Here is a 22,922-nt window from a genome sequence, read left to right on the forward strand (position 1 = left end):
GGTCATCGTGTGCTCCCGAGGGCGGTGAGGGGGTCGGTGGTGAACAGGAAGCGGAGCGCGAACGCGGCGCCGAGGAGGCCCAGCCCGACGAGGGCGGTGGCGGGCAGGACAGTGGTGGCGATGTCGAGCACGAACGGCACGGCGTCGCCGATCATCGACCCGGCCACCGCCGCCGTCCCGGCACCGACACCCACACCGGCGAGCAGGACGACGAGCGCCTGCCCGAGCGCGTCCCGCACGAGCGACCCGGTGGACGCGCCGAGGGCCTTCAACGTCGCGACATCGGGGGTGCGCTGCAGGGTCCAGACCGTGAAGAACGCGCCGATCACCAGTGCGGAGATCGCGAACAGCATCACCGTCATCAACGTCAGCGACCCGTTCTCGGAGGTATAGGAGCCGATGGCGGAGAAGGAGTCGGCCACACTTCGTGAGGTCGTCCCCGCGACGGCGTTCGTGGCGTCGTCCCCGCCGGACACCGCGAGCACCGTCGCCGCACCCCCGCGTGGGTTCGCGTGCTGCCAGTCGGCGAGCGTCATCCACACGGCCGGGCTGTGGCCATACCAGTCGTCGCCGCGGACCGCGGTCACGGCGAACGTGACGTCGCCGACAGTGAGACGGTCGCCGGCGCCGACGCCGAGGGATCGCGCCGCGCCGGCCCCGAGGATCACGGTTCCCGGCGCGGACGGTGCACGGTCGCCCACACCGCCGTCCGCGCCGACCAGTGCCACCCCCTTCGCCGCACCTCCTACTGCCGACGCCGAGCCTCGTCCGACGCCGATCGGCTGCACCGACTCGGCGCTCCGCCGCCACACGGCCACCTGCTCGGACGTCAGCACGGACTCGTCGAACGACGGACCGTCGTCGGAGGCGGCGAAGACCACCGACTCGGCGTCGATGCGTTCCACGACGGACACGTTCTGGTGACGCAGTCCGGCCGTGAGACCGCTGAGAAACGTGACGAGCAGCGCGATCAGCACCACGACGACGGATATCAGCGCGAATCGACCACGCGCGGCACGCAGGTCTCTCGATGCGACGAACACAGGTGGTCCTCTCCAGATCACGACCGACGCCGCAGTCGATGCGGGCCGGGGCGGCGCTCACGGCCTCCGAACTCACCGTGCCCCGGGCACGAGACGGTTCCATCGCACGTGGGGTGGAATTCTCGGTGGTCGAAGGTCGGGTGCGCGTTCCGACTTTCGATGGATGCCGGGTGCGCTCGCGTCGATAAGCTGGGCGGGGTGCACCGTTCCCCTCTCACGCCCGTGTTCGCGGGTCTCCAACTGGGACTGCATGCGCTGATCGCGGCGCTCACTGCAGTCGTGATCCTGCGCGCCGTCCTTCCGGACGCACCACAGGCACCGGCGATCGTGGTGCTGTCGGTGGCGTTTCTCGCGGTGTACGCGGCGGGAGCGACGCGTCGTCTGCGCGGGGCGTGGTGGCTCGCCGCGCTGACGGCTCTGTGGGTGGCGCTGATGGTCCTCGCCCCCGACGCCGCCTATCTCGCGTTCGGGCTGTTCTTTCTGTACCTGCATCTGCTGCCGCGACGCTGGGGAGTCCTGGCGGTCGCAGCCGCGACCGTCGTGGCCGTCGTGGGTACCGGAATGCACCGCGGCTGGAGTGTCGCGGGTGTCGTCGGCCCGGTGATCGGCGCGTGCGTCGCGGTGGCGATCGGCCTCGGCTACCGGGCGTTGTACCGGGAGGCCGTCGAACGCGATCGCCTCATCGACGAATTGACCCGAACCCGAGCCGAACTCGCCGAGCAGGAACGTGCCGCCGGCTCCCTGGCCGAACGTGAGCGGCTCGCACGCGAGATCCACGACACCGTCGCGCAGGATCTGTCGAGCATTCAGATGCTGCTCCACGCCGTCGAACGTGCCGCCCCCGACCACCCCGCCCGGGACCGCATCCGGTTGGCGCGGGAGACGGCCGCCGACAGCCTCGCCGAAACCCGTCAGCTCATCGGCGATCTCACACCCGCCGTCCTCGACGGGCAGTCACTCGCGGAGGCGCTCGCGCGGATCTGCACGCAGGCGAGGAGCGACACCTTCGACACCATTGCCGTGGTCGAGGGGGAGCCGGTGCGGTTGCCGATGCCCGTCGAGGCGGCGTTGGTGCGGATCGCGCAGGGTGCGGTGTCGAACGTGGTCCGGCACGCACACGCATCCCGGATGGCGATCACGCTCACCTACTACGAGGACGCGGTCCGGTTGGACGTGGTCGACGACGGCGTCGGCTTCGATGTCGAACTCCTCGACCGTGAACCGTCGAAAGCGTTCGGGCTGAATTCGATTCGGCGACGCGTCGAGCTGCTCGACGGGTCGATGTCGGTGGAGTCGGAACCAGGACTGACTGCGGTCGCGGTGTCGTTCCCGCTCGAGGTCGGCACATGATCCGACTGCTGCTCGCCGACGACCATGCGATCGTTCGCGCGGGCCTGCGCGCCCTCCTCGAGCACGAGGACGACATCGAGGTGGTCGGTGAGGCTGCCACCGCCGACGCCGCCGTGGCGTTGTGCGCGACGACTCCGGTCGACCTCGTACTCATGGACCTCCGGTTCGGCGCCGGCACCTCGGGTGTGGACGCCACCCGGAACCTGCGGTCCCTGCCGAACCCACCGCACGTGCTGGTCGTCACCAACTACGACACGGACGCCGACATCCTCGACGCGGTCGCGGCCGGCGCCGCCGGATATCTCCTGAAGGACACTCCCCCGCCCGAACTCCTCGCCGCCGTCCGCGCGGCGTCGGCCGGCGACAGCGTCCTCTCCCCGGCCGTGGCGTCGAAACTGATGACCCGCGTACGCCGACCTGCCACCAGCCTCAGCCCACGGGAGATCCAGGTGCTGACGTTGGTGGCTGCCGGGCGGTCTAATCGGGAGATCGGCAAGGAACTCTTTCTCTCCGAGACCACCGTGAAGTCCCATCTCGTCCACATCTTCGGCAAACTCGGCGTCAAGTCCCGGACCTCCGCAATCGCCCGGGCCCGCGAGCTGGGCACCCTCCCCAGGTGAGTGGCAATGTGCGCGGACGCACACTTTGCCACTCACATGCGTTTACGCTGGGGAAATGGACCCACCTGCCGTCCGTTACGTGCAGCGGGACGGGCATGCGCTGGCGTACCAGGTGGTGGGCGCGGGTGAACGCGACGTGGTGTGGCTGTTCGAGATCAACATGCACCTCGACCTCATGTGGACGGACCCGCAGATCCACTACCTGATGGAACGGGGCAGCACGTTCGCCCGCACGGTGTACTTCCAGCAGCGGGGACTGGGGCTGTCCGACCCGGTCGAGCACCTGCCCACACTCGAGCAGCAGGCCGACGACATCGTCGCGATCATGGACGAGGTCGGGATGCGGCAGGCCGTGCTGGTCGGGGTGGCCAGCGGGAGCGGTGCCGTGGCACTCGTCGCCGCCCGCTCACCGGAACGGGTCACCGGCGTCGTCCTGATCCAGCCGTTCGCGGAACGCCTCCTGGGCGGTGACCACGACCCCTCCGGCTGGACCGGCGCCGAACGCGACAAATTCGTCGACGAGTGGCGAGGGGCCGCCCGGAACTGGGGGTCGGGCAGCACGGTTCCCCTGTGGGATCCCCAGGAGGACTCGGCGTTCAACCGTCGGCTGATGGCGATGCTCGAGCGCAGTTCCGCGACACCTGCGGTCGCACAGGCCCATCTCGAGTGGATCTTCCGGCTCGACTACTCCGACACGTTGCCGTCCATCCAATGCCCGGCGCGGGCGCTGCTGGTCCCCGGCAGTCCGGTGCCGGTGGCCGCCTCGCAGTACGTCGCGGACCGCATCCCGGCCGGCAGTTTCCACCTGTTGCCGCCGTCGCCGCCCGGCGCGTCGCTCGGGGAGGCGTGGAAGCCGATCATCGACCATGTCGAGCAGTTGGCCACCGGTGGGCACCCGGCATCCGACGCCGGCCGGTACCTGGCCTCCGTACTGTTCACGGACGTCGTCGGGTCCACCGAGGTGCTTGCGCGGATCGGCGACGCCGCCTACCGCGACCTCCGGGCCGCGCACGAGTGGCAGGTCCGCGACGACGTCGAGAAGGCGGGCGGGCGGCTCCTCAATGTCGCCGGCGACGGCACCTTCAGCATCTTCGACGGTCCCGCGTCCGCGGTCCGGTGCGCGCGGGCGGTCGTCGACGGCGCCACCGAACTCGGGCTCGAGGTGCGGGCCGGCGTCCACGCGGGGCAGGTCGAGCGCAACGGTCCCGACGTCAGCGGGATGACCGTCCACATCGGCGCGCGCATCGGAGCGACGGCCCGCGCCGGCGAAGTGCTGGTGTCCCGTACCGTGCGCGATCTCGTGGTGGGTTCGGGACTGCGGTTCGCCGACGCCGGGGAACACGACCTCAAGGGCGTTCCCGACCGCTGGCCCCTCTACTCCCTCACCGACGCGGACCACGCGCCCCGGACCGTTCCGCGACTCGCGCCGAAGCTGGGCATGATCGACCAGGCCATCCTGCGCACCGCGAAGCGGGCACCGCAGGCACTGCGCGCGCTCGTCGGCGCCGCCAACGCGAGGCAGCGCCGACTGTCCCGCTGACCCCAGGTGAGTGGCAAAGCGTGCGTCAGCACACTTTGCCACTCACGTCACCTCACACCGCCACGGTGGACCGGCGGGCGGTCGCCTGCTGGACGTCGGGCGTCGAGTATTTCCGGACGATCGCGACGAGGCAGAGGAGCCCGATCGCTCCGGCGACGGCGAGGGAGGCGCGACGCCAGCCGTCCGGTGTGGCCGCATCGCCGAGCGGGATCGTCGCCCGCACCCGGACGCTTCCCTTCGATTCCGCGAGGGCCTTCTCGGCAACCGGCACCAGGGCGTCCTCGACGACGAACGCGTCGGCTGCGCAGTCGTCGAGGATGTATCCGATCTCCCCGCCGGTCAGCATGAAGTTGACCGGCACGAGGCCCACACCGAGCCGGGCGGTCGCGAAGTTCAGCACCGGGTACTGCCAGCAGTTGTGGGACAACAGCGCGAGCTCCCCCGCGAAGACCCGCGACGCCCAGCACCCGCAACACCCGACGTGGACCACCACCGGCGACGTCGGCTACCTCGACGAGGACGGGTATCTGTTCCTCACCGACCGGAAGTCGTTCATGATCATCTCCGGCGGCGTCAACATCTATCCGCAGGAGATCGAGAACACCCTCACCGAACACCCCGCCGTCCTCGACGTCGCGGTGATCGGGATCCCCGACGAGGAGATGGGTGAATCGGTGCTGGCCGTGGTCCAGACCGTTCCGGGTGTGACCGGGGACGACGCGCTGGCCGGCGAACTCCTCGACCACGTGCGGGGCCGGCTCGCCCGGTTCAAGGTCCCGCGGAACGTCGTCTTCAGCGACGACCTCCCCCGCACCCCCACCGGGAAACTCGTCAAGGGCACGCTACGAGAGCGCTACTCAGTCCAGGTTCCCGCCCGAGCCCTTCCCGCCTGAACCGTCAGCCGCCGGCGGCCGGTTCGTCCCGGCGCCGGCGGTCGAGGAGGACCGCGATCGTGAGGACGATCAGTCCGGCGACGCCGAGGAGGGCGCCGACGGCTGCCGGGGCGGTGTAGCCGTATCCGGCCGCGATCACGACACCACCGATCCACGCACCACCCGCGTTGGCGAGGTTGAACGCGCCGTGGATCAGCGTCGACGCGAGCGTCTTCGCGTCACCCGCCGCGTCCATCAGCCGCGACTGGACGGCCGGGAAGATCGCCGTCACCGCCATCCCGATGAAGAACAGCACGATCAGCGCCGTCACCGGGTTGTGGGCGGCGACGATGAACAGCGCGAGAACGCAGATCAGGGCGATCATGCACCCGAACAGCCCGGGCACCACCGCGTTGTCGGCGATGCGGCCACCCACGACGTTGCCGAGGATCATTCCCGAACCGAACAGCATCAACGCCACCGGAACCATCGCGTGCGGCAACCCGGACACGTCGGTGAGCGTCGAACTGATGTACGTGTACACCGCGAACGAGCCGCCGAACCCGACCGTCGCGAAGATCAGCGTCATCCACACCTGCACCCGGCTCAGCGCCCCGAGTTCGGCCACCGGGTTGCTCACGTGCACCCCCGCCAGCGGCGGGACGAGGCGCGCCAACGCCACCAGCGTCACGATTCCGATGATCACCACGAGCACGAACGCGGACCGCCAGCCCAGCATCTGACCGAAGAACGCCGTCGCAGGCACCCCGACCACGTTCGCCACCGACAGACCCATCATCACGGTCGCGACCGCCTTGGCACGCTTGCCCGGTTCCGCCAGGTGCGCGGCAACCAGCGCTGCGACCCCGAAGTAGGCACCGTGGGGCAGTCCGGCGAGGAACCGGGCCGCCAGCAGCGACTCGTACCCGGGGGCGACCGCGGTCGCGAGATTGCCGACGACGAACGTGGCCATCAACGCGATGAGCAGCGTGCGCCGCTCGACGCGGGCGGCCAGCGCCGCGATCGTGGGCGCCCCGACGACGACGCCGAGCGCGTACGCGGAGACAAAGTGCCCGGCAACCGGCTCCGACACCCCGGTCCCCGCAGCCATCGCGGGCAACAGACCCATGGACGCGAATTCCGTTGTGCCGATACCGAACCCGCCGAGGGCAAGCGCCAGCATCGCGCCCCGCCGACTCGGCGACGGAATCCGCGGACGCAGAGACGGACGAGCGGTGACCGCAGGTTCGGTGAGGTGAACTGCAGGCGGCGTCATGGCAGCGAGACTCCCGTCGGGCTGATCGTAGGATCGGCGAGCACGTCCAATGGACTCGCCTGAGGATGAACCGGGCCGAGATGGTGGCACACCGGCTCGTACCAGTATGGGCGAGGCCGCAAGCGAATTGATAATCCGCGCAGGCGTGATTCCACTCACCGGCGCAGCGTGTGGGTGCGTCGCCGTGACCTGGCGCGACGCACCGGAGCAGAGCGACCTACGTCACGTGATGTGTTCGAGGATCACCGTGTGCACGTGGTGGGCCTTGTCCATGCCGCGGAAGTCGGCCTCGTACGTGGTGTCGGCGACGTCGAGGGCGATGCTGCTGGAGGAGAAGAACTGGCCGGCCCACGACTTGTTGCTGAGGAACGAGACCGAGCGGATGTTCTTGTACGGGATGGACGTGATCGCGGTGCGCTTGCCGACGAAGCTCTTGTCCTGGATCACGACGCGGAGGTTCGTGATCCCGAGGAAGCCGGTGCCCGCGCCGATGCAGTCGTACACGGCGATGATCGACTCTCCGGGGAGGATGCCCTGCTGGACCTGCTTCAACTGTTCCGACTTGTCGAAGATCGGGTCGGTCATGGTTCCTCCTTCGACGGCGGTCCAGGCCTGTCCATCTTCGCAGAAACTTCGTCGAACGTGACGTGGATGCCCTCGTGCGGTACCGCGCGCTGCGCCTTCGCCTGGTCGGTGAACGTCCGTCTGTCACCCTCCACGAGGTCGGCCTTGTCCGTGAACGGCCCGAGCAACGCCCGCGGGTGCAGCCTGTCGACGCGGACGACGTTGATCTCCACACACACCACGATCGCCGCGGCGGCCAGGAACAGGAACGCCAGCAACCCCAGCACGACGGCGAACACCCCGTTCGTCACGGACGCCGTGCTCACCACCTTGCTCACGTAATAGGCACCGAACGATTGGAGCACCTGCCACACCACGGCTGCCGCGACTGCGCCGGGCGCGACGTCGGCGACGGACAGCGGCCGGGCAGTGGCGAGCCGGAAGGCGAGGATGAAGATCGCGGAGTTGATCGTGATCGCGGCGAGCATGAGAAGCACGGTGAACGATCCGGACAGGTGCGTCGCGGCGCCGACCGCCGCCACCGCGGCGGTGCCGAGGACGGCGAGACCGATCGTGCCGAGCAACAGCAGACCCCGCAACCGGCCTCGGATCGGGTCGGGCCGCATGTGGCGGGGCACCGACCACGCCGTGTTCATCGCGTTCTGGCTGGCCAGCGCGACCCCGAGTCCGCCGTAGAGGGCACCGACGAGTCCGATCACCAGACCCGTCACCCCGCCGCCAATCCGGTGCGGGTCGGCCAGGTCGGCGCCGATGACCGGGAACTGGCTCAGTGCCGAGTCGATGATGTCCTGCTGCAGTTCGGGGTGTCCCGACAGCACGAACCCGAGCACCGTCGACAGCAGAAGCAGGAGGGGAAACAGCGAGATGAACCCGTAGTAGGCGATCAACGCCGCGAGGTACACGCCCTGGTCGTCGAGAAATTTGTACGTGACGGCGATCGGGAAGCCCATCGCCGGGTACCTCTGCTGGAGAGCGTCGAGCCGTCTGGCGAACTTCATCTCACGCTCCGTTTCCGCGCCAACCCGTCACCCCGATTCTGCCCGGGTCGCGGCCACGGCGATCAGACGGTCGGTTTCACCATCGCGAGGGCGAGGTCGGCGTAGCGCTCGGCGAGTTCCTCGGGCTTCAGCGGACCGTCGGCGCGCCACCACGTGCACACCGACTGGCCCATGTTGATGATGCCGCGGACGGCGTCCCGCGGGAATTCGGTCGCGAAGTCGCCCTCCTCGACACCGCGCTCGACGACGTCGCGGAAGAGGTGTTCCTGTTCGTCGCGGAGGGCCACGACGAGCCGGCGGCCGGCGTCGTCGAGGCTGCGTATCTCGGTGGCGCCGACCATCGCGTCCAGCTGGCGGGTGGTGTGGAACATGACCCACGCCCGCATCAGCGCCTGCAACTGGTCGGCGGGGGCGCCACCCGAGCGCAGCAGCGCACCGCGCGTCATGGCGATGGCGTCGTGTAGCGCGCGCACCATGATGTCCTGCAGGATCTCCTGCTTCGACGCGAAGTGGTGGTAGATCGAGGCGACGGTGATGTCGGCGCCGCGGGCGATGTCCCGCATCGACGTGCCGTGATAGCCGCGTTCGTTCATGTTGGCCACCGCGGAGTCGAGGATCACCTGCCGCCCGGTACCCGTGCTCACGGCGGCCACCCTTGCAGCGCACATTCCTCGGTCTCCGTCCCCGCTCCGATCGTCACACGACCACTCCAGGGTAGTGGGTCCCGTCACAGAACCCGCTCTAGCGATCGTTCGGTAACAATGTCATGCTGGTGCGGTGGATCACATCGGACTCGCCGTCGCGGACGGTATCGCGACGATCACCCTGAACCGGCCCGACCAGCTCAACGCGTTCACCACCACCATGGAGAACGAACTGATCGCCGCCTACGACCAGCTCGACGCGGACGACTCCGTCCGGGCGATCGTGCTCACCGGAGCCGGACGAGCGTTCTGCGCGGGCGCAGACCTGTCGGCCGGTGCCGCCACGTTCGATCACTGGCAGGACGAGGACGAGGACGCCGACGCCCGCCGCGACGGTGGCGGCCGCGTGGTGCTCCGGATGTTCGAATCCCGCAAGCCGATCATCGCCGCGATCAACGGACCGGCCGTGGGAGTGGGCATCACGATGACCCTCGCCGCCGACTTCCGCCTCGCCGCCGACGACGCCCGCATCGGATTCGTCTTCAACCGCCGCGGCATCGTCCCCGAATCCTGCTCGACCTGGTTCCTGCCGCGCCTCGTCCCCCTGCAGACGGCCCTCGACTGGGTGTACTCCGGCCGGGTGTTCCCCGCCACGGAGGCCTTCGACGCCGGCCTCGTGTACAAGCTGTATCCGCGTGAATCCCTGCTCGACGCGGCGTACGCTCTGGCCCGGAGCCTGACCGAGCACTCCGCCCCGGTGTCGGTGGCGCTGTCGCGCCAGATGATGTGGCGGGCACTCGGCGCCGAGCACCCGATGATCGCGCACCGCGTCGAGACACGCGGGATCAACATCCGCGGCATCGGGCCGGACGCGCGCGAAGGCATCTCCGCGTTCCTCGAGAAGCGGCCCGCCGTGTTCCCCGACAGCGTCCGCGACGACCTGCCGGACGTGTTCGGCGAAGACCTTCCGACCCCGGCGTTCCGCGGATGACCGCCGCACTGCCTGCCCGCCCCGGCGTCGTCGACCGCTGGCACCACGTCGTCGAACATCGCGACCTCGCCGCCCTCGACGCCCTGTTCGCCGACGACGCCGTGTTCTCCTCCCCCGCGGTGTTCACTCCGCAGGAAGGGAAGGCGAAGGTCCTGGCGTATCTCGGCGCCGCCCTGACCGTGTTCGACGGCACCGGTTTCCATTACGTCGAGGAGTGGTACGGCGACCGTTCGGCGGTCCTGGAATTCGCCACCGAACTCGACGGCATCCACGTCAACGGCATCGACCTCTTCCACTGGAACGACCGCGACCAGATCACGTCGTTCAAGGTGATGGTCCGTCCCGTGAAAGGCCTGCAGGCGCTCATCCCGCTGATGGCCGCCCAGCTCTCCCAGTCGTAAACCACTGCATCAAGGAGAAATTCATGAGCCTGCCCCCCATCCTGCAAGACCGGCTTCGCCTGCCCGTGGTCGCGTCGCCGATGTTCATCGTCTCGGGTCCCGACCTGGTCATCGCCCAGTCGACATCGGGCATCGTCGGATCGTTCCCCTCGCTGAACGCCCGCCCGCAGCCCGTGTTGCGTGAATGGCTCACCCGCATCACCGAAGCCCTCGCCAAGCACGACGCCAACAACCCCGAGACACCGTCCGCGCCGTACGCGGTCAACCTGATCGTCCACAAGAGCAACGACCGTCTCGACGAGGACCTCGCCACCATCGTCGAGTTCCAGGTCCCGATCGTCATCACGTCCCTCGGCGCCCGCGCCGACGTCAACGAGGCCATCCACAGCTATGGCGGCATCGTCCTCCACGACGTCATCAACAACAAGTTCGCGAAGAAGGCGGTGGAGAAGGGCGCCGACGGCCTCATCGCCGTCGCGGCCGGTGCCGGCGGACACGCGGGCACCCTGTCACCCTTCGCGTTGATCCAGGAGATCCGCGAATGGTTCGACGGACCGGTCCTGCTGTCGGGCTCCATCGCCCACGGCCGCTCGGTCCTCGCCGCGCAGGCCGCAGGCGCCGACCTCGCCTACATCGGATCCGCGTTCATCGCCACCGAAGAGGCCAACGCAGACCAGGGCTACAAGCAGATGATCGTCGACTCCACCGCGTCCGACATCGTCTACTCCAACCTGTTCACCGGCGTGCACGGCAACTACCTGCGCGGCAGCATCGAGGCCGCCGGACTCGACCCGAACAACCTCGCCGTCTCGGACCCGTCCGCCATGAACTTCGGTGTCGGCGAGGACGCGGACACGAGCACGAAGTCGGAAGCCAAGCCCTGGCGCGACATCTGGGGCGCCGGACAGGGCATCGGCGCCGTCGACGCCGTCGTCCCGGCGGCGGAGATCGTCGAACGCCTCACCCGCGAGTACGCGGACGCGCGGGCTCGCCTGCTCTAGGCGCTTCGCGCCCGTGCGTGGTTAAGGAGTCCAGAGACTCGTCAACCACGCACGGGCGGCGGAGCCGCCTATCCTGCCGCGATGTCGCGCCCGATGATTTCCTTCATGATTTCGGTGGTTCCGCCGTAGATCGTCTGGATCCGGCTGTCGACGTATGCGCGGCCGATGGGGTACTCCATCATGTAGCCGTAGCCGCCGTGCAACTGGACGCAGCGGTCGACGACACGCTTCTGCAGCTCACTGGCCCACCACTTGCCCTTCGACGCGTCGACGGCGGTGAGTTCGTCTGCGTTCAAGGCGAGTACGCACCGGTCGATGTGCGATTCGGTCACCTCGATCTCGGTGAGCATCTCCGCCAGCGCGAACCGAGTGTTCTGCAGATCGCCGATCGGCTTCCCGAACGCCTTGCGCTCGAACACGTAGTCCCTCGTCCACTGGTAGGCGGCCTTCGCGGCGGTGATGGCGCTGACCGCGATCGAAATGCGTTCGAGGGGCAGGTTTTCCATGAGGTGAACGAAGCCGCGGCCCTCGGTGCCGAGCAGGTTGGTGGCGGGCACCCGCACGTCCTCGAACACGAGCTCGGCCGTGTCCTGACCGGCCAGGCCGACCTTGTGCAGCTTGCGACCCCGGCTGAAGCCGGGCATGCCCCGCTCCACGACGAGGAGTGAGAAGCCCTTGGAACCGGCGCTCGGGTCGGTACGGGCGACGACGATGACCAGGTCCGAGTGAATGCCGTTGGTGATGAACGTCTTCTGACCGTTGATCACCCACTCGTCGCCGTCGCGCACCGCGGTGGTCTTCACGCCCTGCAGATCGCTGCCGGCGCCGGGCTCGGTCATCGCGATGGCGCCGATCAGCTCGCCCGCGGCCATGCCCGGCAGCCACCGCTGCTTCTGCTCGTCCGTGCCGAGGTTCACGATGTACGGGATGGCGATGTCGTCCTGGAGGGACAGTCCCGAACCGAACGACGTCGTCGCGGTGCGGGCGATCTCCTCGGCGACGACGTACCGGAAGCGGTAATCGGTGACGCCCGAGCCACCGAACTCCTCGGGCACGCCGAGCCCGACGATCCCGGACTTGCCGGCCGCCAGCCACGCCGAGCGGTCGATGAGCCGCTCGGATTCCCACCGTTCGTAGTTCGGCTCGATCTCGCGGGCGAGAAACTCGCGCACGGTCTCCCGGTACGCTTCGTGATCCCTGTCGAAAAGGGTGCGCTGCATGGTCTCTCCTTGTCGCCGGGACGAGCTCGTCCGGCTCGGTGGACCCGGCGCGATGTCAGTGGTCGGGTAGATACCCGACGGTGTGTAGGGCGATGTCGACGTAGCGGCCGGCGACCTGCTCGGGGGTCAGTGCTCCACCGAGCTGGAACCAGCGTGGAATGGACTGGCACATCCCGAGGAGGGCGCGCACGGTCTCGGGGACGTCCCCGCTGTGGAACACGTCGCGGGCGACGCCGTCGGCGACGAGGTCGATCATCATCAGTTCGAGCCGCTTGCGGGTCGCGGCGTAGCGGCTGCGGCTGTCGGCCGAGACGTGCCGCAACTCGGTGTCGAGGGACACGTGCCGCACTCGGTACGTCATGTACAGGACGATCGCCTCGACGACGTTGGAGAATTGCGCCACCACGTCGTCGCCGGCCTCGCGGGCGGCTGCCTCGGCGCGGTCGTTCAGTTCGCGCATCTGCAGTTCGAACAGGGCCACGAGAACGGCTTCCTTGCTCTCGTGGTGGTAGTAGAGGGCCGGAACGGTCACCCCGACACGACGGGCGATCTGCCGCACCGTCGTGCCGTGGTAACCGTTCTCGTTGAACAGATCCAATGCCTGCTCGAGGATGGGCGTCAGCGGCAGGGCCTCGAACGTCCGCCAGTCGGCGTACACTGGCTCCGTCGCGGTCGGCCCGTCCTCGCGCAGAGTCACAGGTCGCCGATCAGCGCGGTGCCATGCGGATGGCGCCGTCGAGACGGATGGTCTCACCGTTGAGCATCGGGTTGCTGACGATGTGCGCGGCGAGCGCGCCGTACTCGGACGGGTCGCCGAGACGCGAGGGGTGCGGGACCTGACCGCCGAGCGACTGCTGCGCAGCCTCCGGCAGGGAGCCGAGCAGCGGCGTCTTGAACAGGCCGGGAGCGATCGTGTTGACGCGGATCAGCAGCGACGCGAGGTCGCGAGCGATCGGCAGGGTCATGCCGACGACGCCGCCCTTGGACGCGGAGTACGCGGCCTGACCGATCTGGCCCTCGTATGCGGCTACGGAGGCGGTGTTGATGATGACGCCGCGCTCGCCGTCGATCGGCTCGTTCTTCGAGATGCGCTCGGCGGCAAGGCGGATCACGTTGAACGTGCCGATCAGGTTGACGGTGACGATCTTGGTGAAGTCGGCCAGCGGGAACGCGCCGTTCTTGCTCACGGTCTTGATGGCGTTGCCGATGCCGGCGCAGTTCACGGCGACACGCAGCGGCCCGAGCGACTCCGCGACATCGAGTGCGGCGGACACGTCGGCCTCGCTGGTGACGTCGCCTGCGGCGAAGCGCACACGGTCGCCGAGTTCCTTGGCGACGGTCTCACCGTTGGACGAGGGCAGGTCGATGATGACGACGCTGGCGCCGTCGGCGAGGAGGGCCTTGGTGGTGGCCAGGCCGAGGCCCGAGGCACCGCCGGTGACGAGTGCGACGCTGTCGTTGACGATCATGTCTATACCTTTCGGAAGCAGGGTTTTTCGAGCGGGTTGTTCAGATGCGTTCGATGATGGTGGCGTTGGCCATGCCCGCGCCCTCGCACATGGTCTGCAGGCCGTAGCGTCCGCCGGTGGCCTCGAGGTTGTTGACCAGGGTGCTCAGCAGGCGGGTGCCCGACGAGCCGAGTGCGTGCCCGAGCGCGATCGCGCCGCCCCACGGGTTGAGCTTGGCCGGGTCGGCCCCGAATTCGTGCGCCCACGCCAGCGGCACCGGCGCGAACGCCTCGTTGACCTCGTACGCGTCGATGTCGTCGATGCTCAGCCCCGACTTCGCGAGGATCTTCTTGGTCGCCGGGATCGGTGCGGTGAGCATGAAGACCGGGTCGTCACCGGCAACTGCGAACGAATGGAACCGGGCCCGGGGGGTCAGCCCCAGCTTCGACGCCATCTCCTCGCTCATGATCAGCGCCGCGGACGCGCCGTCGGTCAGCGGCGACGAGTTGCCCGGGGTGATGTGCCACTGCGCCTCGGGGAACCGGGCCGCGTACTTCTCGGAGTAGAACGACGACTTCAGCCCGGACAGTCCCTTGGCGGTGGTGGAGGCGCGCACGGTCTCGTCGGCGGTGTGCGTCACCGTCTCACCGGCGGCGTTGGTGACCGAGATCGGGACGATCTCCTTGTCGAACAAGCCCTTCGACAAGGCGTCGGCGGCACGCTGATGCGACTGCGCGGAGAACGCGTCGAGGGTGTCCCGGTCGAACTTCCACTTGGCGGCGATCAGTTCGGCGGAGATGCCCTGGTTGACCAGGCCCTCGGGGTAGCGGGCGGCGATGCCCGGACCGGACGCGTCCTGACCGATGGTCGTCGTGCCCATCGGAACGCGGGACATCGACTCCACACCGCACGCGATCACGATGTCGTAGGCGCCGGCGATCACGCCCTGCGCGGCGAAGTGCGCCGCCTGCTGGCTCGAGCCGCACTGGCGGTCGACGGTGGTGGCCGGAACCGAATCCGGGAAGCCGGCCGACAGCACCGCCGTTCGGGAGATGTTGAGGGCCTGCTCGCCGGCCTGTCCGACGCAGCCGCCGATGACGTCGTCGACCTGTGCGGGGTCGATGCCGTTGCGTTCGACGATGCTCCGGAGCACGTGCGCCAGCAGTTCGACCGGGTGCGTGCCGGACAGCGCACCGCCCGGCTTGCCCTTACCGGAGGCGAGGCGGACGACGTCCACGATGACAGCGTTGGTCATGATGTTCCCTTTCGATAGTGTGCGGCTGCGCCGCCCGTGAGTACTTATTAACCGCGGGGCGTTAACAAGTACTCACGGGTCAGCGGCCCTGCCAGACCGGCTGGCGCTTCTCGGCGAACGCCGTCGGGCCTTCCTTGGCGTCGGCGCTGGTGAAGATGGTCGCGATGGCGGCGTTGTTCGCCTCCCACGCCCCGTCGCCCCAGTCGGGTTCGGTTGCGGTGCGGTGGATCATGGCCTTCGATTCGCGCACCGACAGCGGTGCGTTGGCGGCGATCTGCTCGGCGAGTTCGAGCGCGACGTCGAGGGCGGTGCCTGCCGGGGCGACACGGTTGACCAGGCCCAGCTCCTTGCCCTGCGCTGCGCTGATCGGTTCGCCGGTGAGCGCGATCTCCAGCGCGACCTTCTTCGGGATCTGCTGCTGCAGGCGGATCACGCCGCCGGCGGCGGCGAACAGTCCGCGCTTGACCTCGGGTAGCCCGAGTTTCGCCTCCTCATCGACGACCGCGAGGTCGCTGGCGAGGACCAGTTCGGTGCCGCCGCCCAGGGCGAAGCCGTTGACCGCGGCGATGGTCGGCTTGCTGATCCAGTGCTGTGCGTATCCGGCGAATCCCCACTCGGGATGCCCGTCCGCGGCCGTGTTCTCGCCGGACGCCAGGGCCTTGAGGTCGGCGCCCGCGCAGAACGCGCGGCCGGACCCGGTCACGACGACCACTCGCACCTCGGGGTCGTTCTCGGCCTGCTCGAGCAGACTGCCCACTGCGGTCGACAACGCACCGTTCACCGCATTGAGCGCCTTGGGGCGGTTCAGCGTGATGATGCCGATGCCTCCGCGCCGCTCCCACAGTGCGGCTGCCTCCGTCGTCTCCGTCTGTTCTGGCACGTCTCATCCTCCGCCTCGGCATGATTACTGATCGCTCGTTAAAGTTAGTACCACGGCGTCACAGGCACGGTCAATGATCGAATTTATCTAGCGCCCGTTCAGTCGCGTCTGGTATGGATATTCAGGGACCGACGGAGGAGATCACCACGTGTATGCCCAGCAATTGACCACCGCTTCCGGCCCCGCCGGAGTCCAGCTCACCGAGATCGACGAACCCGACGGCACCGGCCTCGTCATCGTGGATCTGCACGCCGCCGGAGTGTCGTTCCCCGACCTGCTGCAGACCACCGGCAGCTACCAGATCGTCCGCGAACTGCCGTTCGTACTCGGCGTCGAGGGCGCGGGCGTGGTCCGTAGCGCACCCGAGGACAGCGGCATCCGGGCCGGGCAGCGGGTGGCCGTCCTCGCGTCGGACGGAGCGTGGCAGCAGACCGTCGCGGTGGAGCCGGACTCGGTGTTCCCGCTGCCCGATTCGGTGTCGTTGACTGCCGGGGCGGGCTTCCTGATGAACTACCTCACCGTGCACTTCGCCCTCGACGAGCGCGCCCGCTACCGCACCGGCGAGACCGTGCTGGTGCACGGCGCCGCCGGCGGTGTCGGGGTCGCCGCACTGCAGGTCGCGGCCGCGCTGGGTCTCGAGACGATCGCCGTGGTCAGCACCGAGGAGAAGGCCGGCATCGCGAAGGCCAACCGCGCCGATCATGTCGTCCTCGTGGACGGCTGGAAGGACCGGGTCCGCGACCTCACCGGAGGCCGCGGAGTCGACATCATCCTCGACCCGGTGGGCGGCGACCGTTTCACCGACAGCCTGCGCAGCCTGGCGCCCAACGGGCGGCTGGTGGTCCTCGGCTTCACCGGCGGCGAGATTCCCACCGTCAAGGTCAATCGCCTTCTCCTGCGTAATATCTCCGTTCTCGGGGCCGGCTGGGGCGAGTACGTGCGCACCAACCCCGGTTACACGAGCAGGCAGTGGGCGGCCCTGGGCCCGCTCCTCGAATCCGGTGCGCTGCAGATCGCCGAGCCGACCACCTACTCGTTCGAACACGCCTGTGACGCGCTGCGGACGCTCGAAACCCGGTCCGCCACCGGCAAGATCGCCCTCTCCGTCCGCCCTTCCTGACAAGGATCCCCATGAGCTCCGACATTCCCGGCGTGGACACGACCGTCGACGACGGCGTCCTCCGCGTCACCCTCGACCGCCCCGCCCGCATGAACGCCGTCACCACCGAAACCCTCGACGCCGTCGCCGACGCATTCGACAAGCATGCGGGCGACGGCGAGGTCCGGACCGCCGTCATCACCGGTGCCGGTCGTGCGTTCTGCACGGGTGCGGACCTGGGTGGCGAGAACGTCTCCGGCCCGCCGTCGTCCGCGACGATCGACGCCGCGAACCGCACGGCGGCCGCGATTCGCGCGTTCCCCCGGCCCGTGATCGGCGCGGTCAACGGGCCAGCCGCCGGCGTCGGGGTCTCCCTCGCCCTGGCCTGCGACCTCACGATCGCCACCGAGTCGAGCTATTTCCTGCTCGCGTTCACGAAGGTCGGCCTGATGCCGGACGGTGGTGCCACCGCCCTGGTCGCCGCCTCGGTCGGTCGCGCTCGCGCACTGAAGATGGCGCTTCTGGCGGAACGACTGCCCGCACGTGAGGCTCTCGCGGCCGGTTTGATCGCCGACGTGGTCCCCGACGACGAGTTCGCCGCGACAGTCGACGCCCTCGCGCGACGTCTCGCCGACGGACCGACGGAGGCGTTCCACTTCACCAAGGACGCTGTCAACGACGCCACCCTCTTCGAACTCGACAACGCGTTCGCCCGCGAGCGCACGGGCCAGCTCGACCTCCTCGCCGCCCCCGATTTCCGGGAAGGTGTCGCGGCGTTCCTGGACAAGCGTCCCGCCGTGTTCGGCCGCGGCTGAGGACCTACGAGGCGTTCTGCGCGAACAGTTCGGCACGGTGACTAGCTAACCCGCCGGTGGACGGAGGTGGCGGACGAGGAAGTCGGTCTCGTCCGCGACCACCCGCTCGAAGAGGTCGCCGAAGTAGGGGTCGAAGTGACCGCCCGGGTACACGTGCACCTCGGCGCCCGGGGTCTTGGCCGCGGCCTTCTGCGCGCTGCGGGTGAAGGTGACGACGTCGTGGTCGGCGATGGCGAAGTAGACGGGGCAGGTGATCTTCGCGACCGTCGTCGTCGGCCGGTACAGCGCTGCCTGCAACGCCACCCGCCCCGGGGTTTCGTTGCGCCACGTCGAACCGGGCGGATCCATCCGGTGATATCCCGCCTCCGCGTCGGGTGTGGTCATGGCCGCGAACGAGCCCGGCGGCCCGACGACGGGAAACATGTACGGCGGCCGGTGCCGCACCTGGGCGTACCGGTCCCGCAGGTAGGCGACCGCCATGCGGCCGAGCCCGGCCATGCCTAGTCGCGGAAGGTTCGTCAGACCGTCGACGTACGGCACCTGCGACACGACCGCGGCCACGCGCCGGTCCCGCGCGGCCGCCGTCAGGACGAGTCCGCCGGACAGTGACGTTCCCCAGAGCGCGACGCGGCTGGGGTCGATGTCCGGGCGGCTGCGCACGAACGCGACGGCACTGTCCCAGTCGTCGAGTTGACTGTCGATGTCGAGCAGTTGGCGGGGTTCGCCCTTGCTGGCACCGAAGTAGCGGTAGTCGAACACCAGCGCCGTGACTCCCGCGGCCGCGAACCGTTCCGCGAACGCGTCGAGTCTCTGCTCGCGCACCCCGCTCCAGCCGTGCGCGAGCACCACACAGGGTGCTGCCGTAGGGGTTTCGGAATGGCGCCGGTACAGCCAGGCGGCGCAGCGCTGTCCCCGCGAGGGGAACCACACGTCCTCACGGCGGACGTCAGGGCACGACCGACCAGCTTCGACGGGTGTCGGCCGAGGATTCATGGGAGGCGCCTCCGAGAGGTGTGGACAGCGTCCAGTCTCGGACCCTGCGCACAGCGGCGCCAGCCACCCTAGGGTGAAGAATCAGCACCCCAGGGTGGAAAATCAGCTCTCGAGGGCGACTTTCATGCGCTCGAGGGTCTGCCGCATCCCGTCCTGCATCAGTTGGTCGCGGTTGCTGCCCAGCACCTTCGACTTCTGCACCAGCCGCACCCACCATACGGGCGTCGCGTAGATCTCCCGGGTCTCGGTGACGAGTGTGCCCGCGCCGGAGGGTTCGAGGTGATACGTCCAGCGCGCCTTCGGCTCGTCTGCCTCGAACGAGAACCTCTGACCCGGAACGATATCCACGACGGTGCAGTGCGTCTTCCACCGCACCGCCCCGTGCCGGTTGGCGCCGACGAACCGCGCCCCCACGGTCACCGGGGTGCCGGACGTCCAGCGCGCCCCGGTGTTCTCGGGGCTGAACCGGCCCATGCCCTCCACGTCGGTCACCACGTCCCACACCTCGCCGGGCGGGACGTCGATCAGGATGCGCGCGCTGTCCACGTCTAGCGGCCCGGAATCCACTGCAGCGCCTTCACGAAAGGCGGCATGATCTTGGCCCACACCTTCGGCGACAGTCCACGCGGGCCGCCGAGGTTGAGGATGCGGGTGGTGGCGATGGTCTGCGGTTCGGTGTACTTGAGGAGCCCGTCGTCGCCGTGGCGGCGGCCGACACCGGACACTCCCATGCCACCCATCGGCGCACCGGTGCTGCCCCACGCGGGGGCGTACCCCTCGTCGACGTTGACGGTTCCGGCGTGGATCCGGGCGGCGATGGCCTCGCCCTCCGCCTTGGTACCCGCCCACACGCTGGCGTTCAGGCCGTACTCGGTGTCGTTGGCGCGTTCGATCGCCTCGTCCACGTCGGCGACGGGGTAGATCGAGACCAGCGGCCCGAACGTCTCGTCGCGGTAGCACTCGGCGTCCTCGGGGACACCGGTCAGGACGGTCGGCTCGTAGAACAGGGGACCGAGGTCGGGGCGCGCCTTGCCGCCGGCGACCACGGTGGCGCCCTTGACGACGGCATCGTCGACGTGGCTGGACACGGCCTTGACCTGGGCCTCAGACACGAGGCTGCCCATTTCGATGCCGAAGTCGTAGCCGGCGCCGAGCTTCATGTTGCGGACGCGTTCCCCGAACATCCGGGTGAACTCGGGTGCGATGGACTCCTCGACGTAGATCCGCTCGATCGAGATGCACAGCTGCCCGGAGTTGGAGTAGCAGGCGCGGACGGCGGCGTCGGTGACCTCACGGAGGTTCGCGCCGGCGGTGACGATCATCGGGTTCTTGCCGCCGAGTTCGGCGGAGAAGCCGATGAGACGGCGACCGGCCTGCTCGGCGAGGAGCTGACCCGTGGCCGAGGATCCGGTGAACATCAGGTACTCGGTGTTCTCGACGAGGGCGGTGCCGACCACCGAGCCCGGTCCGGGGACGACGGCGAACAGGTCGCGCGGCAGCCCCGCCTGATACAGCAGGTCGACGCAGGCCAGGGCGCAGTACGGGGTCTGGCTGTCGGGCTTGAGGACGACGGCGTTGCCGGCGAGGAGCGCGGCGACGGCGTCGGACACCGCGAGCGTCATGGGGTAGTTCCACGGCGAGATGACGCCGACGACGCCCTTCGGCTGGTACCGCACGACCGTCTTGGTGAGGCCGGGCAGCATGCCGGAGATGCGGCGGGGACGCAGCAGCTTGGGGGCGACGCGCGCGTAGTGGCGGGCGGTCATCGAGATGTCGAGGACCTCCTCCTGCGCGGCGGCGCGGGACTTGCCCGTCTCGGCCTGAGCCATGTCCATCAGGGCGTCGCGGTTCTCGAGCACCAGGTCGCGGTAGCGGTGGAAGATCGCGGCGCGTTCAGTGACGGGACGCTTGGCCCATTCCTTCTGCGCCACCCGGGCACGTGCGATCGCGTCCTGGGCATCCTGAGCGGTACCGACCGGGAAAGTGGCCAGTTCCTTACCCGTGAACGCCTCGACGACGGACCGCGTCGGGCGATCCGCCGCATCCGGAATGGCGATGAGGTCGGCTAGCCGCGCGAACGTGGCGGCGGACGGAACAGGCATTTCGTACCCCTACTGGTTAGTAGTTTTTGCGGTTACACATAACTTACCTGCTTGGTGCGCCAAGTCACAGGGGCGGATGGACTAGTGCCGGTCTTCGAGCCCGACAGCCTCCCGCAACTTCTCCTCCGCCTTCCTCAGCTCAGGGTTGTCCCGGGCGGAGGAATCGAGCAGGGCAGCGAGCGCCTCGGCGATGACGTTCAGTTTCTCCTGCAGAGCCTCCGTGGCACGGCGGCTGGCATTCTCGAGCAGGACCACGAGAAGCAACGTGAAGACCGCACCGGCGGTGTGGATGGCGATCTGCCACTCGTGGAGGTCCTTCCAGAGTGGGATGCTGACGACCCACAGTGCGACGGCTCCCGCGCAGATCCCGAAGAACGGCGCCTGGCTTACCCGGAGTTCGATCTGCTCGACGAACCTGTCGAACGCCGAACGCTGATCGGTGGGCTGCTGACGTGCAGCCTTCGCGCTGCGTACCATCTTCGGAGTCTAGGCGCAGCTGCCACTCCAGATATGCCCGTTTCAGCTGATATGCCCGTTTCAAGGCATCGCGACGTTCAGCGCGAGACCGGGACCGGGTAGTACACCCGGTCCCGTGCGGCCGCACGTCGTAGTTGCACAGAACGAGGCCGCCGTCGACGTCATGGGCGACGATGTGCTCGCCCACATTGCCCGCGACCTCGTGGCGACCATGCGTCGCGATACCCGGACTGGACGGTGCGCTAGGACGTCAAGGCCAAGCTGAGGGCCAGCATCAAGCGCCTGCTCCGCAAGTACGGATACCCACCAGACCAACAGCCGGCCGCCATCGTCCAGGTGACGCAACAGATTGAGGCCATGGCGCCGCGGTATGCCGAGGAACAAGCAGCCGACCCTCAGGAGGCACAACCCCAACTCCGGCAGAGTAGAGGAACGTGCGACGAACCGGTCGTCGACCGCATCGCGGTACGGATGACCAGGCTGAACGAGGTGATCGCGACCGACCCGAACCTCGGCAAGGACTACTGCATCGGTCATTCGTACTTCACTCCGGGATCCGTCGCCGCGTCGGGCGAGAACTTCGCGGAGCGCTGGTACCTCCGGGTGATCCAGTCGGAGATCGCGCCGCTGCTGGCCGAGTACTGGTTCGACAATCCGCAGGTGGCTAAGGATCGCGGTGAATCTCGATCACGCGCAATTGGATATGCCGGCGGCGACTGTCACCAGAGCGATGGAGTATCTGGTTCCCGCGAACCCTCTGTACGACATGCTGTGTACGCACCTCCACCTCTTGGCCCGGACGGCCGCAGCGGCTCCGCTGCTTCTCGACCATCTCGAGTGCGCGACGGTTCGGCTCGCTCGCGCACTCGTCGCGAGCGCCGCCGACGACGAAGCACGACATCGGGAGTCACTCGAGTGCAGCCTGCTGGCGCGACTTCGCCTCTACATCGAGTCGAACCTCACAGATCCCTCGCTGTCGCCAGTCGGCGCCTCGACTATGGACTCCGAACGCAGTTCACGCGTGATTCCGCGACGCGTCGGCATGACTTCACGCGATTGGCGGTGGCTGCCCGGAATCGACCGACCGATTGATCGTCTGCCGGCGGGGCGCCGGGGCGAAAGGACTTGTGCGGCATGGGTGTTTGTGCCCGGGAATGCCGAAAGCCCCCCAACATGGTTGGGGGGCTTTCGGTAACGGATGTTCGGCGGTGTCCTACTCTCCCACACCCTGTCGGGTGCAGTACCATCGGCGCTGGAGGGCTTAGCTTCCGGGTTCGGAATGGGACCGGGCGTTTCCCCTCCGCTATGGCCG

General features: G+C 68.5%; 22 protein-coding genes, 1 rRNA gene and 3 pseudogenes. 10 read left to right on the forward strand and 16 right to left on the reverse strand.

The genetic code is table 11. From position 1 onward, the window contains the following. Positions 1-2: 2 nt before the first annotated feature. Positions 3-1,043, reverse strand: a complete 1,041-nt coding sequence (locus tag G9373_RS38875; RefSeq protein ID WP_005254768.1) for an ABC transporter permease — start codon at positions 1,041-1,043, stop codon at positions 3-5. Positions 1,044-1,241: 198 nt separating this feature from the next. On the opposite strand from G9373_RS38875, the gene G9373_RS38880 reads away from it, so the two are divergent. The 3 genes from G9373_RS38880 to G9373_RS38890 are packed head-to-tail and all read left to right on the forward strand — an operon-like array spanning position 1,242 to position 4,553. Next, positions 1,242-2,393: a sensor histidine kinase gene (locus G9373_RS38880; protein ID WP_169695419.1), complete on the forward strand. Its 1,152-nt coding sequence runs from the start codon at positions 1,242-1,244 to the stop codon at positions 2,391-2,393. Beyond that, the gene (locus tag G9373_RS38885) at positions 2,390-3,013 is read left to right on the forward strand and encodes a response regulator transcription factor (protein WP_005254770.1); all 624 of its coding nucleotides are present in this window, start codon (positions 2,390-2,392) and stop codon (positions 3,011-3,013) included. Before G9373_RS38880 ends, G9373_RS38885 begins: the two co-directional genes overlap by 4 nt. Positions 3,014-3,068: 55 nt before the next feature. Beyond that, positions 3,069-4,553 carry an adenylate/guanylate cyclase domain-containing protein gene (locus tag G9373_RS38890; RefSeq protein WP_054248431.1) on the forward strand — a complete coding sequence of 495 codons (1,485 nt, stop codon included), beginning with the start codon at positions 3,069-3,071 and terminating at the stop codon, positions 4,551-4,553. Positions 4,554-4,725: 172 nt separating this feature from the next. Here the strand turns inward: G9373_RS38890 and G9373_RS38895 are convergent. After that, positions 4,726-4,989: pseudogene (locus tag G9373_RS38895) on the reverse strand (AMP-binding protein); the annotation flags it as partial. On the opposite strand from G9373_RS38895, the pseudogene G9373_RS38900 reads away from it, so the two are divergent. After that, positions 4,988-5,446, forward strand: a pseudogene (locus G9373_RS38900) (long-chain fatty acid--CoA ligase); the annotation flags it as partial. The pseudogenes G9373_RS38895 and G9373_RS38900 sit on opposite strands and share 2 nt — an antisense overlap. A 4-nt stretch (positions 5,447-5,450) precedes the next feature. Here the strand turns inward: G9373_RS38900 and G9373_RS38905 are convergent. The 4 genes from G9373_RS38905 to G9373_RS38920 form a co-directional block, all read right to left on the reverse strand. Beyond that, a complete protein-coding gene (locus G9373_RS38905) occupies positions 5,451-6,608 on the reverse strand; it encodes an MFS transporter (RefSeq protein ID WP_167120304.1) in 1,158 nt (385 codons plus the stop codon). 315 nt (positions 6,609-6,923) lie between these two features. Further along, positions 6,924-7,286 (reverse strand): PH domain-containing protein, encoded by a 363-nt coding sequence (locus G9373_RS38910; RefSeq protein ID WP_005254778.1) that lies wholly within the window; start codon positions 7,284-7,286, stop codon positions 6,924-6,926. Continuing rightward, positions 7,283-8,284 (reverse strand): YhjD/YihY/BrkB family envelope integrity protein, encoded by a 1,002-nt coding sequence (locus G9373_RS38915; RefSeq protein ID WP_005573568.1) that lies wholly within the window; start codon positions 8,282-8,284, stop codon positions 7,283-7,285. Before G9373_RS38915 ends, G9373_RS38910 begins: the two co-directional genes overlap by 4 nt. Positions 8,285-8,346: 62 nt before the next feature. Further along, positions 8,347-8,952, reverse strand: coding sequence for a TetR/AcrR family transcriptional regulator (locus G9373_RS38920; RefSeq protein ID WP_043793504.1), 606 nt, complete (start codon positions 8,950-8,952; stop codon positions 8,347-8,349). Positions 8,953-9,061: 109 nt separating this feature from the next. Here G9373_RS38920 and G9373_RS38925 point away from each other — a divergent pair, with 109 nt between their 5' ends. The 3 genes from G9373_RS38925 to G9373_RS38935 are packed head-to-tail and all read left to right on the forward strand — an operon-like array spanning position 9,062 to position 11,321. Further along, positions 9,062-9,919 (forward strand): crotonase/enoyl-CoA hydratase family protein, encoded by an 858-nt coding sequence (locus G9373_RS38925; protein WP_005573570.1) that lies wholly within the window; start codon positions 9,062-9,064, stop codon positions 9,917-9,919. After that, positions 9,916-10,320, forward strand: a complete 405-nt coding sequence (locus G9373_RS38930; RefSeq protein ID WP_167120280.1) for a nuclear transport factor 2 family protein — start codon at positions 9,916-9,918, stop codon at positions 10,318-10,320. Before G9373_RS38925 ends, G9373_RS38930 begins: the two co-directional genes overlap by 4 nt. Positions 10,321-10,343: 23 nt before the next feature. Then, entirely contained in the window at positions 10,344-11,321 is a 978-nt protein-coding gene (locus G9373_RS38935; protein ID WP_167120283.1) for a nitronate monooxygenase family protein, read from the forward strand. Between the two features lie 68 nt (positions 11,322-11,389). On the opposite strand, the gene G9373_RS38940 is transcribed toward G9373_RS38935, so the two are convergent. From G9373_RS38940 to G9373_RS38960, 5 genes are all read right to left on the reverse strand, one after another. Then, on the reverse strand, positions 11,390-12,541 hold the full coding sequence (locus tag G9373_RS38940) for an acyl-CoA dehydrogenase family protein (RefSeq protein WP_167120286.1): 1,152 nt from the start codon (positions 12,539-12,541) through the stop codon (positions 11,390-11,392). Between the two features lie 55 nt (positions 12,542-12,596). Beyond that, complete coding sequence (locus G9373_RS38945; protein ID WP_167120289.1) at positions 12,597-13,238, reverse strand: TetR family transcriptional regulator; 642 nt, start codon at positions 13,236-13,238, stop codon at positions 12,597-12,599. A 10-nt stretch (positions 13,239-13,248) separates the two neighbouring features. Then, a complete protein-coding gene (locus tag G9373_RS38950) occupies positions 13,249-14,010 on the reverse strand; it encodes a 3-hydroxyacyl-CoA dehydrogenase (RefSeq protein ID WP_005264856.1) in 762 nt (253 codons plus the stop codon). A 40-nt stretch (positions 14,011-14,050) separates the two neighbouring features. Continuing rightward, positions 14,051-15,244, reverse strand: a complete 1,194-nt coding sequence (locus G9373_RS38955) for a thiolase family protein (RefSeq protein WP_133985881.1) — start codon at positions 15,242-15,244, stop codon at positions 14,051-14,053. Positions 15,245-15,323: 79 nt separating this feature from the next. Beyond that, the gene (locus G9373_RS38960; RefSeq protein ID WP_054248592.1) at positions 15,324-16,124 is read right to left on the reverse strand and encodes a crotonase/enoyl-CoA hydratase family protein; all 801 of its coding nucleotides are present in this window, start codon (positions 16,122-16,124) and stop codon (positions 15,324-15,326) included. Between the two features lie 148 nt (positions 16,125-16,272). Between G9373_RS38960 and G9373_RS38965 the strand changes: the two genes are divergently transcribed. Both G9373_RS38965 and G9373_RS38970 read left to right on the forward strand, forming a co-directional pair. Beyond that, complete coding sequence (locus tag G9373_RS38965) at positions 16,273-17,244, forward strand: NADPH:quinone oxidoreductase family protein (RefSeq protein WP_167120292.1); 972 nt, start codon at positions 16,273-16,275, stop codon at positions 17,242-17,244. A gap of 11 nt (positions 17,245-17,255) precedes the next feature. After that, positions 17,256-18,038, forward strand: a complete 783-nt coding sequence (locus tag G9373_RS38970; RefSeq protein WP_167120295.1) for an enoyl-CoA hydratase — start codon at positions 17,256-17,258, stop codon at positions 18,036-18,038. Between the two features lie 45 nt (positions 18,039-18,083). On the opposite strand, the gene G9373_RS38975 is transcribed toward G9373_RS38970, so the two are convergent. The 4 genes from G9373_RS38975 to G9373_RS38990 all read right to left on the reverse strand — a co-directional run bounded on the left by G9373_RS38975 (position 18,084) and on the right by G9373_RS38990 (position 21,610). Next, entirely contained in the window at positions 18,084-19,031 is a 948-nt protein-coding gene (locus tag G9373_RS38975) for an alpha/beta hydrolase (protein WP_167120298.1), read from the reverse strand. A 102-nt stretch (positions 19,032-19,133) separates the two neighbouring features. Then, the gene (locus G9373_RS38980) at positions 19,134-19,577 is read right to left on the reverse strand and encodes an SRPBCC family protein (RefSeq protein ID WP_005574494.1); all 444 of its coding nucleotides are present in this window, start codon (positions 19,575-19,577) and stop codon (positions 19,134-19,136) included. Between the two features lie 2 nt (positions 19,578-19,579). Further along, positions 19,580-21,133 carry a succinic semialdehyde dehydrogenase gene (locus G9373_RS38985; protein WP_167120301.1) on the reverse strand — a complete coding sequence of 518 codons (1,554 nt, stop codon included), beginning with the start codon at positions 21,131-21,133 and terminating at the stop codon, positions 19,580-19,582. A gap of 81 nt (positions 21,134-21,214) precedes the next feature. After that, on the reverse strand, positions 21,215-21,610 hold the full coding sequence (locus tag G9373_RS38990) for a low affinity iron permease family protein (RefSeq protein ID WP_005574490.1): 396 nt from the start codon (positions 21,608-21,610) through the stop codon (positions 21,215-21,217). Positions 21,611-21,740: 130 nt separating this feature from the next. Here G9373_RS38990 and G9373_RS38995 point away from each other — a divergent pair. Continuing rightward, positions 21,741-21,988, forward strand: a pseudogene (locus G9373_RS38995) (type I restriction enzyme endonuclease domain-containing protein); the annotation flags it as partial. A gap of 822 nt (positions 21,989-22,810) precedes the next feature. Here the strand turns inward: G9373_RS38995 and rrf are convergent. Next, a 5S ribosomal RNA gene (rrf, locus tag G9373_RS39000) occupies positions 22,811-22,922 on the reverse strand; the annotation flags it as partial.

This window comes from Rhodococcus sp. A14 (assembly GCF_011603105.1).
Taxonomy (GTDB): domain Bacteria; phylum Actinomycetota; class Actinomycetes; order Mycobacteriales; family Mycobacteriaceae; genus Rhodococcus_F; species Rhodococcus_F opacus.

Excerpts from the sequence above, each read along its gene's own strand:
- G9373_RS38885 (WP_005254770.1), top strand. The coding sequence starts at position 2,390 with ATGATCCGACTGCTGCTCGCCGACGACCATGCGATCGTTCGCGCGGGC.
- G9373_RS38890 (WP_054248431.1), top strand. The coding sequence starts at position 3,069 with ATGGACCCACCTGCCGTCCGTTACGTGCAGCGGGACGGGCATGCGCTG.
- G9373_RS38905 (WP_167120304.1), bottom strand. The coding sequence starts at position 6,608 with ATGCTGGCGCTTGCCCTCGGCGGGTTCGGTATCGGCACAACGGAATTC.
- G9373_RS38910 (WP_005254778.1), bottom strand. The coding sequence starts at position 7,286 with ATGACCGACCCGATCTTCGACAAGTCGGAACAGTTGAAGCAGGTCCAG.
- G9373_RS38915 (WP_005573568.1), bottom strand. The coding sequence starts at position 8,284 with ATGAAGTTCGCCAGACGGCTCGACGCTCTCCAGCAGAGGTACCCGGCG.
- G9373_RS38920 (WP_043793504.1), bottom strand. The coding sequence starts at position 8,952 with ATGTGCGCTGCAAGGGTGGCCGCCGTGAGCACGGGTACCGGGCGGCAG.
- G9373_RS38930 (WP_167120280.1), top strand. The coding sequence starts at position 9,916 with ATGACCGCCGCACTGCCTGCCCGCCCCGGCGTCGTCGACCGCTGGCAC.
- G9373_RS38935 (WP_167120283.1), top strand. The coding sequence starts at position 10,344 with ATGAGCCTGCCCCCCATCCTGCAAGACCGGCTTCGCCTGCCCGTGGTC.
- G9373_RS38940 (WP_167120286.1), bottom strand. The coding sequence starts at position 12,541 with ATGCAGCGCACCCTTTTCGACAGGGATCACGAAGCGTACCGGGAGACC.
- G9373_RS38950 (WP_005264856.1), bottom strand. The coding sequence starts at position 14,010 with ATGATCGTCAACGACAGCGTCGCACTCGTCACCGGCGGTGCCTCGGGC.
- G9373_RS38955 (WP_133985881.1), bottom strand. The coding sequence starts at position 15,244 with ATGACCAACGCTGTCATCGTGGACGTCGTCCGCCTCGCCTCCGGTAAG.
- G9373_RS38970 (WP_167120295.1), top strand. The coding sequence starts at position 17,256 with ATGAGCTCCGACATTCCCGGCGTGGACACGACCGTCGACGACGGCGTC.
- G9373_RS38975 (WP_167120298.1), bottom strand. The coding sequence starts at position 19,031 with ATGAATCCTCGGCCGACACCCGTCGAAGCTGGTCGGTCGTGCCCTGAC.
- G9373_RS38985 (WP_167120301.1), bottom strand. The coding sequence starts at position 21,133 with ATGCCTGTTCCGTCCGCCGCCACGTTCGCGCGGCTAGCCGACCTCATC.
- G9373_RS38990 (WP_005574490.1), bottom strand. The coding sequence starts at position 21,610 with ATGGTACGCAGCGCGAAGGCTGCACGTCAGCAGCCCACCGATCAGCGT.